General features: G+C 70.1%; 14 protein-coding genes and 2 pseudogenes. 8 read left to right on the forward strand and 8 right to left on the reverse strand.

What is annotated here, in order from left to right; translation table 11 throughout:
- On the forward strand, nt 1-238 hold a 238-nt coding region (locus tag AB8Z36_RS14930; protein ID WP_369213773.1), incomplete at its 5' end, for a response regulator transcription factor.
- A 272-nt stretch (nt 239-510) separates the two neighbouring features.
- On the opposite strand, the pseudogene AB8Z36_RS14935 reads toward AB8Z36_RS14930, so the two are convergent.
- Nucleotides 511-714 (reverse strand): annotated as a pseudogene (locus tag AB8Z36_RS14935) (IS5/IS1182 family transposase); the annotation flags it as partial.
- A 341-nt stretch (nt 715-1,055) separates the two neighbouring features.
- Nucleotides 1,056-1,391, reverse strand: coding sequence for an ArsR/SmtB family transcription factor (locus AB8Z36_RS14940; protein ID WP_369213774.1), 336 nt, complete (start codon nt 1,389-1,391; stop codon nt 1,056-1,058).
- 177 nt (nt 1,392-1,568) lie between these two features.
- On the opposite strand from AB8Z36_RS14940, the gene AB8Z36_RS14945 reads away from it, so the two are divergent.
- Together AB8Z36_RS14945 and AB8Z36_RS14950 are read left to right on the forward strand one after the other, a co-directional pair.
- The gene (locus AB8Z36_RS14945) at nt 1,569-2,711 is read left to right on the forward strand and encodes an FAD-dependent monooxygenase (protein ID WP_369213775.1); all 1,143 of its coding nucleotides are present in this window, start codon (nt 1,569-1,571) and stop codon (nt 2,709-2,711) included.
- 160 nt (nt 2,712-2,871) lie between these two features.
- Nucleotides 2,872-3,134 (forward strand): annotated as a pseudogene (locus AB8Z36_RS14950) (Tn3 family transposase); the annotation flags it as partial.
- A 61-nt stretch (nt 3,135-3,195) separates the two neighbouring features.
- On the opposite strand, the gene AB8Z36_RS14955 reads toward AB8Z36_RS14950, so the two are convergent.
- Complete coding sequence (locus tag AB8Z36_RS14955; protein WP_369213776.1) at nt 3,196-3,954, reverse strand: SDR family NAD(P)-dependent oxidoreductase; 759 nt, start codon at nt 3,952-3,954, stop codon at nt 3,196-3,198.
- A gap of 147 nt (nt 3,955-4,101) precedes the next feature.
- Between AB8Z36_RS14955 and AB8Z36_RS14960 the strand changes: the two genes are divergently transcribed.
- A complete protein-coding gene (locus AB8Z36_RS14960) occupies nt 4,102-4,737 on the forward strand; it encodes a TetR/AcrR family transcriptional regulator (RefSeq protein WP_369213777.1) in 636 nt (211 codons plus the stop codon).
- 260 nt (nt 4,738-4,997) lie between these two features.
- Here AB8Z36_RS14960 and AB8Z36_RS14965 read toward each other — a convergent pair whose 3' ends face one another.
- The gene (locus tag AB8Z36_RS14965; protein ID WP_369213778.1) at nt 4,998-5,936 is read right to left on the reverse strand and encodes a LysR family transcriptional regulator; all 939 of its coding nucleotides are present in this window, start codon (nt 5,934-5,936) and stop codon (nt 4,998-5,000) included.
- A gap of 89 nt (nt 5,937-6,025) precedes the next feature.
- On the opposite strand from AB8Z36_RS14965, the gene AB8Z36_RS14970 reads away from it, so the two are divergent.
- Genes AB8Z36_RS14970 through AB8Z36_RS14980 form a run of 3 tightly spaced genes read left to right on the forward strand, consistent with a single transcriptional unit; the run spans nt 6,026 to nt 8,681 of the window.
- Complete coding sequence (locus AB8Z36_RS14970) at nt 6,026-6,946, forward strand: zinc-binding dehydrogenase (RefSeq protein ID WP_369213779.1); 921 nt, start codon at nt 6,026-6,028, stop codon at nt 6,944-6,946.
- Nucleotides 6,943-7,938 carry an alpha/beta hydrolase family protein gene (locus AB8Z36_RS14975; RefSeq protein WP_369213780.1) on the forward strand — a complete coding sequence of 332 codons (996 nt, stop codon included), beginning with the start codon at nt 6,943-6,945 and terminating at the stop codon, nt 7,936-7,938. Before AB8Z36_RS14970 ends, AB8Z36_RS14975 begins: the two co-directional genes overlap by 4 nt.
- Nucleotides 7,935-8,681 carry an SDR family NAD(P)-dependent oxidoreductase gene (locus tag AB8Z36_RS14980; RefSeq protein ID WP_369213781.1) on the forward strand — a complete coding sequence of 249 codons (747 nt, stop codon included), beginning with the start codon at nt 7,935-7,937 and terminating at the stop codon, nt 8,679-8,681. Before AB8Z36_RS14975 ends, AB8Z36_RS14980 begins: the two co-directional genes overlap by 4 nt.
- Nucleotides 8,682-9,455: 774 nt before the next feature.
- Here the strand turns inward: AB8Z36_RS14980 and AB8Z36_RS14985 are convergent.
- On the reverse strand, nt 9,456-9,980 hold the full coding sequence (locus AB8Z36_RS14985; protein ID WP_369213782.1) for an ATP-binding protein: 525 nt from the start codon (nt 9,978-9,980) through the stop codon (nt 9,456-9,458).
- Between the two features lie 121 nt (nt 9,981-10,101).
- Between AB8Z36_RS14985 and AB8Z36_RS14990 the strand changes: the two genes are divergently transcribed.
- Nucleotides 10,102-10,533 (forward strand): hypothetical protein, encoded by a 432-nt coding sequence (locus tag AB8Z36_RS14990; RefSeq protein WP_369213783.1) that lies wholly within the window; start codon nt 10,102-10,104, stop codon nt 10,531-10,533.
- Between the two features lie 16 nt (nt 10,534-10,549).
- Here AB8Z36_RS14990 and AB8Z36_RS14995 read toward each other — a convergent pair whose 3' ends face one another.
- The 3 genes from AB8Z36_RS14995 to AB8Z36_RS15005 are packed head-to-tail and all read right to left on the reverse strand — an operon-like array spanning nt 10,550 to nt 12,478.
- Nucleotides 10,550-10,969 carry an arsenate reductase ArsC gene (locus AB8Z36_RS14995; RefSeq protein WP_369213784.1) on the reverse strand — a complete coding sequence of 140 codons (420 nt, stop codon included), beginning with the start codon at nt 10,967-10,969 and terminating at the stop codon, nt 10,550-10,552.
- Nucleotides 10,962-12,080: an ACR3 family arsenite efflux transporter gene (gene arsB / locus AB8Z36_RS15000; RefSeq protein ID WP_369213785.1), complete on the reverse strand. Its 1,119-nt coding sequence runs from the start codon at nt 12,078-12,080 to the stop codon at nt 10,962-10,964. Before arsB ends, AB8Z36_RS14995 begins: the two co-directional genes overlap by 8 nt.
- Complete coding sequence (locus tag AB8Z36_RS15005; protein ID WP_369213786.1) at nt 12,077-12,478, reverse strand: ArsR/SmtB family transcription factor; 402 nt, start codon at nt 12,476-12,478, stop codon at nt 12,077-12,079. Before AB8Z36_RS15005 ends, arsB begins: the two co-directional genes overlap by 4 nt.
- Nucleotides 12,479-12,488 lie beyond the last annotated feature (10 nt).

The following is a 12,488-nucleotide window of genomic DNA, read 5'->3' on the forward strand; positions in this document are numbered from 1 at the left end:
CCTCCCCATTCCCGACCCCACCCCACCCGCCGGATACGACCAGCTCACCGCACGCGAACGCGAAGTCCTCTTCCTCCTCTCCCAAGCCCACTCCAACGCCGAGATCGCCGCCCTGCTCTACATCAGCGAAGCGACCGTCAAGACACACACCACCCGCGTCCTCATGAAACTCGGCCTCCGGGACCGCGCCCAGGCCATCGTGCTGGCCCACCGCCACGGCCTGGACCGCCCAACCTGATGCAGCAGTACCGATGTTCTCTGGACGCGGCGCCGCGAAACCATCCCGCTGCGCCCCGGCCGGGGAGCTCTGCACCGGCAGCTTCCACCGCGCCTGCCGCAAGACCGCAGACGCGCTGACAACCGGCCCGGAACCACCATTGCTTCGCCCGCCTCCGGAACGCCCCCTGCGGCCACGTCATGGGGAGGCCGCCCGCCTCGACGACGGTGCCCTCGCCGTGATGCGGCAAGACGTCAGCGCTGGCGCCTGGAACGAGCCCCACCGACCGAGACGGTGGTGGTGCCCACGCCGAATCCGGCGGCGAGCTGGGCGTAGGTATGGCCGCATCGTGGAGGAGCCAGCACGAACAGCGCCTGTCGTCCGGCGGCCAGCCGGAGCCATCGTGTCCCTTGCGCGAGACGACGTGCGGTCAACTCACGGGCGGGGAAGCGCGGAGCGGAGATGGACAGATCGACCCCGGCTGGGTAGACGAGCATGCGGAAAGCTCCTGGCAGGATGGCTTGGACTCGACAAGCACCCCTCTACCAGGAGCTTCTCTTCGTCCGGACCCCGCCCTCACCCCCCGCGTGGTCCTGCTCGTAGGCAAGTTGCGGAAACCTAAGCGGGTGTGGGCGTGAGGGAGTGTGCGGAAGCGTTCGGCGCCGATCACGAGCGCGGGACGGTGGTCGAAGCGACACCGATCCATTCGTGTCCGCTCCATTCGAGTCCGCGTCGTGCTCGGCTACCTGCGAGCCGGGCGCGAGCTGGATCCGGTCGATCTCGCGGCTCAGGGCCGACTCGGACTCCTTCCGGTGTGCTCAGCTGTGTTCAGCTGTGTTCAGCGAGGAGCGGTACCGCCTGGGGACTCTGCTTCTAGGAGCGTGAGCAGCCCGGGGAACCTTTTCTCGATGTCCGCGCGTCGTAGTCGGATGCCCTTGCGGTTGCCGTAGTCGATTTCGTCAATGAGACCTGCCTCCCGCAGGACCCGGAAGTGGTGGGTCTGGGTCTGCTTCGAGATCGGAAGATTGAACGAGTTGCAGCCCCGCTCGCTGTCGCTGCGGTCGGCGGCCAACTCCGTCATCACCGTACGACGGTGCTCGTCGGCGAGGGCGCGGAACACCGTACCCAGATCGAGCGCATCGGCCTCCTGGCCGACCAGGTTTCCTCCGGCCACGCGGCACCCCTCCTTCAGGTATGACTTGCATCGTACCTGAAGGGCGTGCTTATCTGTTGAGGTACGAAATTGATCGTACCTTGGTTCCGGTTGCACCGCCCCGTGCCGCCGCTCCTTCGCGGCCCGGCCCGGTACTCGCCGGGGACCTGGTCATCGACACTCCGAGAGGTCATCGTCATGAAGAAACCCGAGGTGCTGATAGTCGGTGCCGGAATCGCAGGGCCCGCGCTCGCGTACTGGCTCTCCCGGAATGGATACCGGCCGACAGTCGTCGAACACGCCCGGCAGCTGCGCTCCGGGGGTAGCGCGATCGTCGTGAAGGGGCCCGCGATCCCGGTCGCCGAGCGCATGGGCGTCCTCCCGCTGCTCCGTGAGCTCGCCACCCGCAATCGGTCGCTGACCCTGCTCGACCCCGGTGGCAGGCGAATCCTGCAACTCCCGCTCACCTCGGACAAGGCGCCGACGGTCGAGGTGACCCGAGCCGACCTGTCCGAGGTGCTCCACCGGTCGGCGCAGACCGAGGCCGAGTTCCTGTTCGACGACACGGTCACCGCTCTCGACCAGGATGAAGGCGGGGTGGACGTCACCTTCCGGCGGTCCGCGCCACGGCGCTTCGACTTGGTAGTCGGTGCCGACGGGATGCACTCCACCGTACGGCGCCTGGTATTCGGCCCCGAGCGGCAGTTCGCGAGCGACCTGGGCCTGTACGGTGCGACCGTCCCGCTGGAACCCGACGCCATCGAGGACCCGACCGAGATGACGATGCTGACCGTGCCGAACCGGATGCTGGTCCTCCACCCCTCGCGGACCACCCCGCTCGCGATCTTCACCTTCCGGGCCGTACAGCCAGCGCCCCACGACCGCAAGAACATCGCCCTTCACAAGCAGACCGTGGCCGACGCCTACGCCGATGTGCGGTGGCGGGCACCGGAACTCGTGGCGGCGTTCCTCGACCACCCGGCTCCGTTCTTCGACCCCCTGACCACCGTCCGGGTGCCCTCATGGTCCCGCGGACGGGTCGTACTGCTCGGGGACGCGGCGGCGGCGACAGCCCTCATGGGTGACGGGTCCAGCATGGCGATGACGGGCGCGTACGCCCTCGCGGAAGAGCTCGCTGCCCATCGCGGTGACCACGCCCGCGCCTTCGCCGCCTACGAGTCGCGGCTCCGCCGCGAGGTAGGCCCGCGGCAGCGACGCGTCGGTCTGCTCTCCAGGCTCATGGTGCCCCGCACCGAACCGGGCCTCGCGGTGCGCAACGCGGTGGGCCGCGCGGTCGGTCGCACGAACCGCGTCGCCTCTCGCGAAGCCGTGAACCGGTAGACCGAGCCCGCACCGCCCGGTCACCGGCCGGTGCGCAGCCCCTGGGATCCGGCTTGGCGTCATGCCCGGAAGGCCGCCGATCCGCCGGAAAGGCGGCCGCTGCTCTCAGCGGCCTATCGGCAGACAGGCGGCCCCAGGCGGGCAGCATGCCAAGTCCGGAGAACACCAGCTCGGCGCGCTCGGTATCTGGTCCTCAATGCCATCGTGCTCTGGACCACCCGCTACATCGACGCCCCCATCGCCCGGCTCCGCGCCGAGGGCCACGAGCACCGGGACGAGGACATCGCCCGGCTTTCCCAGCTCAAGCACCGCGACCTGGACCTGCTCCGCCGCTACAGCTCCACCGCCTCGGCCCCAGCCGCCTGCGCCCTGCGCCCGCTGCGCGACCCGGATGCCCCAGAGCTGGACGAGGACGAGACCGGCGCGGGATGCACTCCGGCGCGGGAGGAATCCGGCGCGGCCCGGGACAGGCGCGCCCGGTCGCTCAGAGGAGGGCGCCGCCGGAGACCTCGATGCGCTGAGCCGTCATCCAGCGCAGGCCCTCCGACGCCAGCGTGGCGATGGCGTCGCCGATCTCCTCGGGTTCGCCGACACGGCCGAGCGCGGTCTGCCCGGCCAGACCCTGGCGCATACCGGCGTCATCCCGCATGGCACCCCCGTTGAAGTCGGTGGCGGTCGGCCCCGGGGCAATGGAGTTGACCCGGATACCTCGGGGGCCGAGCTCTGCGGCCAGAGTGCGGCTCAGAGCCTCGACGGCGGCCTTCGAAGCGGAGTAGACCGACGTCGCGGGACTGGTGTGGCGAGTCAACGACGACGAGACGTTGATGACCCGGGCGCCCTGCGCCAGCAGCGGCACAAGCGACTGAATGAGGAAGAACGTGCCCCGCACGTTCGTGCCGAACACCGTGTCGAAGTCGTCGGCCGTGACAGCTTCCAGCGGACCGAAAACGCCAACTCCCGCGTTGTTGACCACAATGTCGAGCCGCGAGGCCCCCCATCGCTCAAGCAGTGCGCTCAGCTCGCAAGTGAAGGCTCCGAAAGAGGAGATGTCGCTGATGTCGAGACGCAAGACAGCGGCAGTCCCACCCGCGGCGTGCACCTGCCGTGCCGTCTCCTCGGCCCCAACCACATCACCGCGATGAGTGATGACGAGCCGCGTCCCGCGTGCCGCCAGCGCGAGAGCCGCGCTCCGGCCCAGGCCACGGTTCGCACCGGTCACCAAAGCGATCCTGTCGGCTGTCATCAGCTGCTCCCTCATTGCACGGCACCAGAGAGACATCGGGTACCGCCATTAGAGGCGAGTCGAGCGACTCGCCTTTCCATCGCAGCGTAGGCACGTCAAAAGAGGCGAGTCAAGTGACTCGCCTCGGGTCCGAGGCATACTGCACGCATGGCAGCAGAGCTCTCCGCACACCACCGCCGTCTCGCCCAGCAGAAGCGCGAGGCGATCATCTCCGCAGCCACGGACCTGTTCCTGAACCGCGGCTACGACGGAACCTCCCTCGCCCGCATCGCCGAAGGCGCGGCCGTCTCGAAGTCCACCCTGTTCAAGCAGTTCCCCACCAAGGCGGCCCTCTTCGAGGCCATCGTCACCGAGTCATGGCAGCGTGACACCGCGGACACCGTCACGCGGCCTCAGGCCGGAGACCTGCGCTGCGGCCTGACCTCCATCGGCCACCGCTACGCCGACCTCGTCGGCCGCCCCGGTATGACGGCCCTGTTCCGCATCGTCATCGCCGAGCTGCCCCGCTTCCCCGAACTGGGGCAGATGCAGTTCCAGCTCGGCAAGCTGCCCTACTTCACCTCGGTCAAGGACTACCTGGAGTCGGAGCACGACGCGGGCAACGCCGACGTCCCGGACGCCGAGAGCGCCGCCAACCAGTTCCTCGGGATGATCGCCAACTACGTCCTGTGGCCCCGCATGCTGCTGACCGACTGGAACCCCTCACCCTCTGACATCCGCTACGCCGTCGAGCAGGCGGTGGAGACCACGCTCGCCCGGTACGCCTGCGATCGACCAGCCTGATCCAAGGGCGGCCGTCTCCTGCTCAGGCGCGCGGTCTGGCTGCCCTGGGCTGCACCGTCTTCCCCTCGGGGGCGGGTGTGGTGGTTGGCGCAGTTGGTGGCGAAGGCGGGGGAGAGGAAGGCGCCGATGACCGAGGGCTGTGGTGTCCAGTCGAGAGGCGCCGCCTTCTGCCGCTGCCGTGCCGCGAGGTTCTGACGCCGCGAGTACGCCGTGGAACGCCGCGGCACTGTGACCGGGCTGCTTCACCACCCTTGGCGAGGTCATTCTGGTCCGGGACCGCTCGTGGGTGGTTCAGGCAGCCATTGACGGGCCGGGTCGTACTCCAGCCACCGGCTGCGCCCTGCTTCCTCGGCGCAGGCGGCGGCGAGGCTGTGCAGGCCCGGGCGCAAGTTGCCGGTACGCCACAGCAACGACCAGGCATACAGCGGCGTGGGTTCGACCAGCGGAACGGAGCGCAACCCGGGGACCTGCGGCAGCGGCACATCGGCAGGCACCAGCGCAAAGCGTCGCGGCTCTTCCGCGACCGCGGAGAGGAAGTGGTCGAGCCCCAGATTGACGCTCGTGGCCGTGTTCTGAATGCCGAACCGGTCGGCGAAGCGGTGGAGGAAGTCGAGCCGGTCAAGCGCGCCGGGTGCCCACAGCACGCTGTCCCGCAACTGGTCCGGCCGCAGCGCCGGTTCGGCCGCGAGCGGATGGTCCGCGCTCAGTACGGCGTCCACCGGTTCGAGGCGGACGAGACGGTGTGCAAGCCCGGCGGGCAGCGGGGGGTGGACCCGGCCGAAGGCAGCGTCGATGTCGCCGTGCAGCAGTGCCGTCGTCACTGCCGGCAGATCGCGCCCGTGCCCCAGCGCCAGCTCTCCGGCCCCTCCGGCGACCTGGGCCAGCGTCCGCATCGGCGCGTAGAGGTGTCCCCAGACATCCACCCGCAGCGGACGGTCCTCGCCGACCGCCGCCACGACCGCGGCGTCGGCGGCGGCCACGGCCTGTCGGGCCGGTGGGAGGAAACGCCGACCGGTCTCGGTGAGGCGTACGCCGTTGCCACCGCGCTGGAACAACTCGGTGCCCAGCAGGGATTCCAGCCGCGCGATCCTCTTGGACAGCGCCTGCTGGGAGATGGCGAGCGTCCCCGCTGCCCGGCCGAAGTGCAGTTCCTCGGCGGTGCGCACGAAGGCACGTACCTGCGCCATGTCGAGATCCATGGCTCTCACCATAGGTGACAACCAAAAGTTGTCGGCTTTGCTTGTCCGTTGTTGGATCGCGGGGCGGCCGCGGGGGTTGCATGCTCTCCATGCAAAGACTGATTCCCACCGGGGAGGCGGCGCGTCCGGTCGCCTTCGCCGAGGTCCCCCAGCCCGTGCCGGAGCCAGGTGAGGCACTGATCAAGGTCGAGGCGTTCGCCCCGAACCGGGGCGAGACGTTCCTTCTCGAACGCCCCCGGCCGGACCTGCTCCCCGGCAAGGACATCGCAGGGCTCGTCGTACAGGCGGCGGCCGACGGATCCGGCCCCGGCATCGGGACCCGCGTGGTCGGTCACCCGGCGCAGGGTGGCTGGGCCGAGTACGCGGCCGTGCCCACGCACTCGCTCGCGGTACTCCCGGACAGCATCGACAGCGTACGGGCGGCGGCCCTGCCCCTGGCCGGGATCACTGCCCTGCGACTGCTGCGCACGGCCGGTTCCCTGACCGGCCGACGGGTGCTTCTGACCGGCGCCTCGGGCGGCGTCGGACACTACGTCACCGAGCTGGCCCTCGGCGCGGGAGCCGAGTTGACCGCGGTGACCGCTACACCTGCGCGCGGCGAACGGCTCGCAGAGCTGGGCGCGAACGTGGTGCACGAGGTCGAGGCGGCTCAGCGGCCGTTCGATGTCGTGCTGGAATCCACCGGCGGGCCGACGCTGGCCCTCGCCCTGTCGAAGGTACGCCCGGGCGGCACACTCGTCTGGTTCGGCCAGGCGAGCCGCACCCCGGTGACCCTTGACTTCTTCCAACTCCTCGGCGGGCCCGAACGCGTCACGATCCAGCACTTCCACTACGCCGACGCCCCCTACGGCTCCGACCTCGCAGCCCTGGTACGCCTCGTAGAACAGGGCCGGTTGCACCCGGAGATCGGCCGCCTCACCGACTGGGCACAGACCGCCGACACCCTGGTCGATCTGCGGGAGCGGCGGATACGCGGCAAGGCCGTCCTCTTGACCGAAGGAGCACGATGAGCACCACCACCGACTTCGCCGCCGCCCAGTGGACACGCGCCACCGGCACAGGTGTGGACCCTCACGAATACCGGCGCGTCACCGAGGGCCTCGCCTCCCTCGCCGACTGGGGACCGTCCTTCCTGCGCACCGGACACGGCTATCTGCGGCGCGCGGAAGACGCGGGTTCCTCCCTCTCCGCGGGTGAGTATCTGCTGACGGCGGCCCGGTGGTTCCACCTGGCCACCCTGGCGCCGTACGCGGACGCTTCCCGTGCTGCCCTCGCGGCGGACCACGCCCTGAGCCGGGCGCTCGCGGTGCTGGAGCCCGGTGCGCGGCGGGTGAGCGGCGAGGGATTCACCGGCTGGCTGCGCGGCCCCGCCGACGCGCCGGGGACCGTGGTCGTCGTCCCCGGCCTGGACTCGGCCAAGGAGGAGTTCCTCGATCTGGCGTCCGCACTACTGGCCAGGGGGCTTGCGGTGTTCGCGATGGACGGTCCCGGGCAGGGCGTGCTCGCGGCCACCACGACCTTCGTGCCGGACTACGAGCGGGTCGTGGGCCGGGTCATCGACGCCCTCGGCGTCACCCGCATCGGGCTCGTCGGCCTGAGTCTGGGCGGCTACTTCGCGGCCCGGGCCGCGGCGCTGGAGCCGCGCGTGGCGGCCCTCGCCACCGTCAGTGGTCCCTTCCGCCTCGACTGGGAGGAACTGCCCCCGCCGGTACGACAGATCATGGCGCAACGCGCGGGAGGGTCCGACGCCGCGCACGAGTTCGTACGTGACGTGGATCTCGCCTCCCTGGCACCCCGCATCGCGGCCCCGCTGCTGGTCGTGGACGGAGACCAGGACGTCATCCCCGGCGTGACGAACGGCGAGCCCCTGGCCCGATCGGCGCCGCACGGCAGTTACCTGTCCGTCCCGCACGGCGACCATCTCCTCGGCAACGCGCGGCCCGACTGGCTGCCCCACCTCAGCGACCACATCACACGCACCCTGACGGGAACACCGGCATGAACCGCTTCACCGGCAAGAGCGTCCTCATCACCGGCGGCACCAGCGGCATGGGTCTCGCGACGGCGCACCGCCTCGTCGCCGAAGGCGCCCACGTCATCATCACCGGCCGCACCCGCGCGCGACTGGAATCCGCCGTCAAGGAGCTCGGCCCGCACGCCTCGGGGGTCGTGGCCGACGCCGCCGATCTGGGCGCGACGGACGCGCTGATGGAGACCGTCCGGGACCGTCACGGCCGTATCGACAGCCTTTTCGCGAACGCGGGCACCGGCACATTCCTTCCGTTCGAAAACATCGCCGAACCGGACTTCGACCACGGCGTCGACGTCAACTTCAAGGGCGTGTTCTTCACCGCCCAAAAGGCGCTGCCGCTCCTGGCGGACGGCGGCTCGATCGTCATCAACGCCTCCTGGACCCTCCACCGGGGAAACAGTGTCCTGACGCTCTACTCGGCGACCAAAGCCGCCGCGCACAACCTGGCCCGCACGCTCGCCGCCGGACTCGCCCCGCGCGGCATACGTGTGAACTCCGTCAGCCCCGGCTACATCGACACCCCGATGTACCCCGCGGACGCGCTGACCGAAGCGGAGGCAACGGCGGTCACCCGTCAGATCGCCGCCGGCCGCTTCGGGCACCCGGAGGAGGTTGCCGCGGCCGTGGCGTTCCTCGCGTCGTCCGACGCGTCCTACGTCAACGGCCAGGATCTCGTCATCGACGGCGGCCTGACCGGTGCTGTACCCGCCTGATGGCGTGGCCGATCACGCCCGCGCCTGGTCGGTCCTCTCGGAGCGGCACTGGCCGCACCCACTTCGCTCTCCATCCTCCACGGCACGAATGCGTCCGCCACGCTGCTCCTTCATCCGGGGGCCGGTGAGGTCCTGAGATTGTCAGAGCCGGTCACTGTTCCAGTTCTCCACGACCTGGAGCTCGCGGGGCTCTCGCGGCGCAGGCGGGTGAGTGGCCCGAGACGGATGAGCTGGGATGGTCGGGACGGCTCTGGCCTGACCTGTGAAGACCGGGCGGTCATCGGCCAGGGCGCGGCATCTCGTTGTCGCTCGATGACGAAGCCGCGGTTGGGGCAGTGGTACCAGCGGCCCCAGTTCTGAGCGTGCCGCAGCTTCGCGCCGACCGCCAGGGTGGGAACTCGATCAACGGCCGCCTTAATCCCGCAGAACCAGGCGCGGACGGCGGCGCCCGGCACCGGCCGGGACCGCACGAGCGCGGCTCGTTGTGCCGGGTGCTCGGCGCTTGTTCCCGCTCCTGTCGCCACACTCGGGCTGCGCCCTGTTCCCGCTACTGGGCCCGTCCGGCGTCGCGCACGGCCGCGGGGTGTGCCGCTGTCTGAACCGCGGCGCCCGGCCCATGTCCGGGCCCGGGACGCCGTTCCGTCTCGCTTCCCGCACGCTCAAGGGCCCCGGCCGCTGCGGGCCGTACCGGTCCGTCTGCGTGTTCGCGACCGTGCTGCTGCTCGGTTTTCACCCGTAATGAGCCGAGGCACGGTTGGTGAGGGCCGGAGGGCCTCAGCCCTTGACTGTCTCCGCGATCTGCTGGGCGGCTTGTGCGGGGGTGAGGTGTGTGGTGTCGATGACCTCGGCCGCGGCGTGCAGCCATGTGCGGGCCGCTTCGGCGTAGGGCTTGAGGTACTGGAGACGGAAGGGGGAGTCGGGGCCGAGAACGGTGTCGCCTGCGATGCGCGCGCGGAGAGTGTCCTGATCGGCATGGAGGACGAAGTGCCGGATTGGAATATCGTGCTCGGCAAGACCGGAGCTGATCTCGCGCCAGTACCGCTCGACCAGGACGGTTATGGGCATTACCAGGGTGCCGCCGGTGTAGTCGAGGATGTGTCGGGCGGTCTCGACCACGAGGGGCCGCCACGGCGGCCAGTGCTGGAAGTTGTCTGTCGCGGGCAGCCCCGGTGTGATGTCCATGAGCGTCTCGCCGACCTTTTCGGCGTCGAACACCCGTGAATCGGGGAGCAGCCGCTGTACGAGCACACTGGTCGTCGTCTTGCCCGCGCCGTGGGTGCCGTTGAGCCATACGATCATGTACTGACGCTAGCGTCGTGCGGTTCGGCCGGGAAGGCTGAGGAGCGTTCACGAGCTGAACCCGAGCAGCACCCGCGGCGACCAGCCCGGCCAGTTCGCGGGCAAGTCGCGCTCCGGCACGGTGACGGCCGGGCATGTCCTTGGGTGTCGTATCCATGACGAGCTCGGCCCCGGGCGGCGGAGCCGCACCGGCTTCTACCCGAAGAAGAACCCCAACGGCACCGTGCGCGAGGGTCCCTCTCAGCATCTCGGCGACGAGTTCGCACACCGGCTGAACCACCTGCCCGACGCGGGCACCCTCCCGGGCCCTCGCGATGCCCAGACCGCTCGCCTCAAAGCCGGTAACGATGCTCTGCGGGAACGCGCCGCCCGCCAAAGCGAGGAGACCGAGAGGCTGACCGAGTGCAAGAAGCTCCTCGCGCTGTCGCGCATCGCCGCCCAGCACGAGGAGATCGCCCGGCTGCGCGGCCCTCAGGCCGCTACCGGCACGCCAGCTGCGGCTCGCCTCGCTGCCGTTCCCCGTGAGGGCCGCACGATCGGCTCCTGCAGCTGACGCAACCGGCGAGGCGTCACACCGTGGGCAGGAGGTCGGCGAGCAGGCCGCGGATGCGCGCCTCGATCTCGTCCCGGATCGGGCGGACCGCCGCGACGCCCTGACCGGCCGGGTCTGCGAGTGTCCAGTCCAGATACCGCTTGCCGGGGAAGACCGGGCAGGCATCCCCGCAGCCCATCGTGATCACCACGTCGGACGCCTGGACCGCCTCGGGGGTCAGCACCTTGGGCACCTGGGCGGACAGGTCGATCCCGGCCTCGCGCATCGCCTCGATGACCGCCGGGTTGACGGTCTCCGCCGGGGCGGATCCGGCCGAGCGGACCTCCACCCGGCCGCCGGACAGGTGCGTGAGGAACCCTGCGGCCATCTGTGAGCGTCCGGCGTTGTGCACGCACACGAACAGCACGGACGGCTTGCCGGAGGTGGTCTCAGACACGAGCGGCTCCTTCGTCGGGGGCGGCCGACGGGCCGGTCACGGGGGCGGGTTGAGGGAAGAAGCGGCGGGCGGCGAGGGCGACGTAGACGAGCCCGATCAGCACCGGCACCTCGATGAGCGGACCGACGACGCCGGCCAGGGCCTGGCCGGAGGTCGCGCCGAAGGTGGCGATCGCCACCGCGATGGCGAGCTCGAAGTTGTTGCCCGCGGCCGTGAAGGCCAGCGTGGTCGCCCGCGGATAGTCCAGTCCGACCGCCCGGCCAAGAGCCATCGACCCGGCCCACAGGAGAGCGAAGTACACCAGCAGAGGCAGCGCGATCCGCACCACGTCCAGTGGGCGGGAGGTGATCGCCTCACCCTGCAGCGCGAACAGCACGACGATCGTGAAAAGGAGCCCGTACAGGGCGTACGGCCCGATCCGGGGGATCAGTTCAGCCTCGTACCAACTCCGGCCCCGGGCCTTCTCGCCGAGGCGGCGGGTCAGGAACCCGGCGACCAGTGGGATGCCGAGGAAGATGAGAACGCTGCGGGCGATCTCCCACACCGATACGTCCAGGGCGGTCTGTTGCAGGCCGAGCCACCCGGGCAGGACTGAGAGGTAGAACCAGCCCAGGGCGGCGAACGCGATCACCTGGAACACGGAATTGAGCGCGACGAGAACGGCGGCGGCCTCACGGTCGCCGCAGGCCAGGTCGTTCCAGATGATGACCATGGCGATGCAGCGAGCGAGCCCCACGATGATCAGGCCGGTCCGGTACTCCGGCAGGTCCGGCAGGAAGATCCAGGCGAGCGCGAACATCACGGCCGGGCCGAGGATCCAGTTGATGACCAGCGAGGGGACCAGCAGGCGCTTGTCGCGGGTGACGCTCTCCAGGCGGTCATAGCGGACCTTGGCCAGCACCGGATACATCATCACCAGCAGACCGAGCGCGATCGGCAGCGAGACGCCGACGACCGTCACCTTCGCCAGTGCGTCACCCAGGCCTGGCACCAGGCGGCCGAGCCCAAGGCCGACGGCCATCGCCACAAGGATCCACACCGCAAGGAACCGGTCCACCAGCGACAGCCGCCCGGCCACCGAACCCGACGAACCGGCAGTCGACTCGCTCACGAGGCCGCCCCGGCCGGGCGACTCGGGGACGGACGATCGGGCGCCTGGGAGCGGGTGAGGACGGCGGCGAGCCTGTCCGTCATCGCGGGCAGAGGCCGGTAGTACACCCACGTCCCGCGACGCTCGGAGTCGATCAGACCGGCCTGCTTCAGCAGCTTGAGGTGGTGGGAGATCGTCGGTTGCGACAGATCGAAAGCCGGGGTCAGGTCGCACACGCAGATCTCCCCGCCCTCCCGCGAGGCGATCATCGACAGCAGGCGGAGGCGGGCCGGGTCGCCCAGGGCCTTGAACACCTTCGCCAGTTCCACGGCCTTGTCCTGTTCCATCGGCGCGGTCAGCAGGGTCGGGCAGCAGCCCGCCTCGTCCTGGCCGAGCACCACCAGCTCTTGTTTCGACATACTTCTATGT

Source organism: Streptomyces flavofungini, assembly GCF_041028215.1.
Classification (GTDB): Bacteria; Actinomycetota; Actinomycetes; order Streptomycetales; family Streptomycetaceae; genus Streptomyces; species Streptomyces flavofungini_B.

Bases quoted from the DNA above. Each gene is read 5' to 3' on its own strand.
- AB8Z36_RS14945 (WP_369213775.1), top strand. From the start codon at position 1,569: ATGAAGAAACCCGAGGTGCTGATAGTCGGTGCCGGAATCGCAGGGCCC.
- AB8Z36_RS14955 (WP_369213776.1), bottom strand. From the start codon at position 3,954: ATGACAGCCGACAGGATCGCTTTGGTGACCGGTGCGAACCGTGGCCTG.
- AB8Z36_RS14960 (WP_369213777.1), top strand. From the start codon at position 4,102: ATGGCAGCAGAGCTCTCCGCACACCACCGCCGTCTCGCCCAGCAGAAG.
- AB8Z36_RS14965 (WP_369213778.1), bottom strand. From the start codon at position 5,936: ATGGATCTCGACATGGCGCAGGTACGTGCCTTCGTGCGCACCGCCGAG.
- AB8Z36_RS14970 (WP_369213779.1), top strand. From the start codon at position 6,026: ATGCAAAGACTGATTCCCACCGGGGAGGCGGCGCGTCCGGTCGCCTTC.
- AB8Z36_RS14975 (WP_369213780.1), top strand. From the start codon at position 6,943: ATGAGCACCACCACCGACTTCGCCGCCGCCCAGTGGACACGCGCCACC.
- AB8Z36_RS14980 (WP_369213781.1), top strand. From the start codon at position 7,935: ATGAACCGCTTCACCGGCAAGAGCGTCCTCATCACCGGCGGCACCAGC.
- AB8Z36_RS14985 (WP_369213782.1), bottom strand. From the start codon at position 9,980: ATGATCGTATGGCTCAACGGCACCCACGGCGCGGGCAAGACGACGACC.
- AB8Z36_RS15005 (WP_369213786.1), bottom strand. From the start codon at position 12,478: ATGTCGAAACAAGAGCTGGTGGTGCTCGGCCAGGACGAGGCGGGCTGC.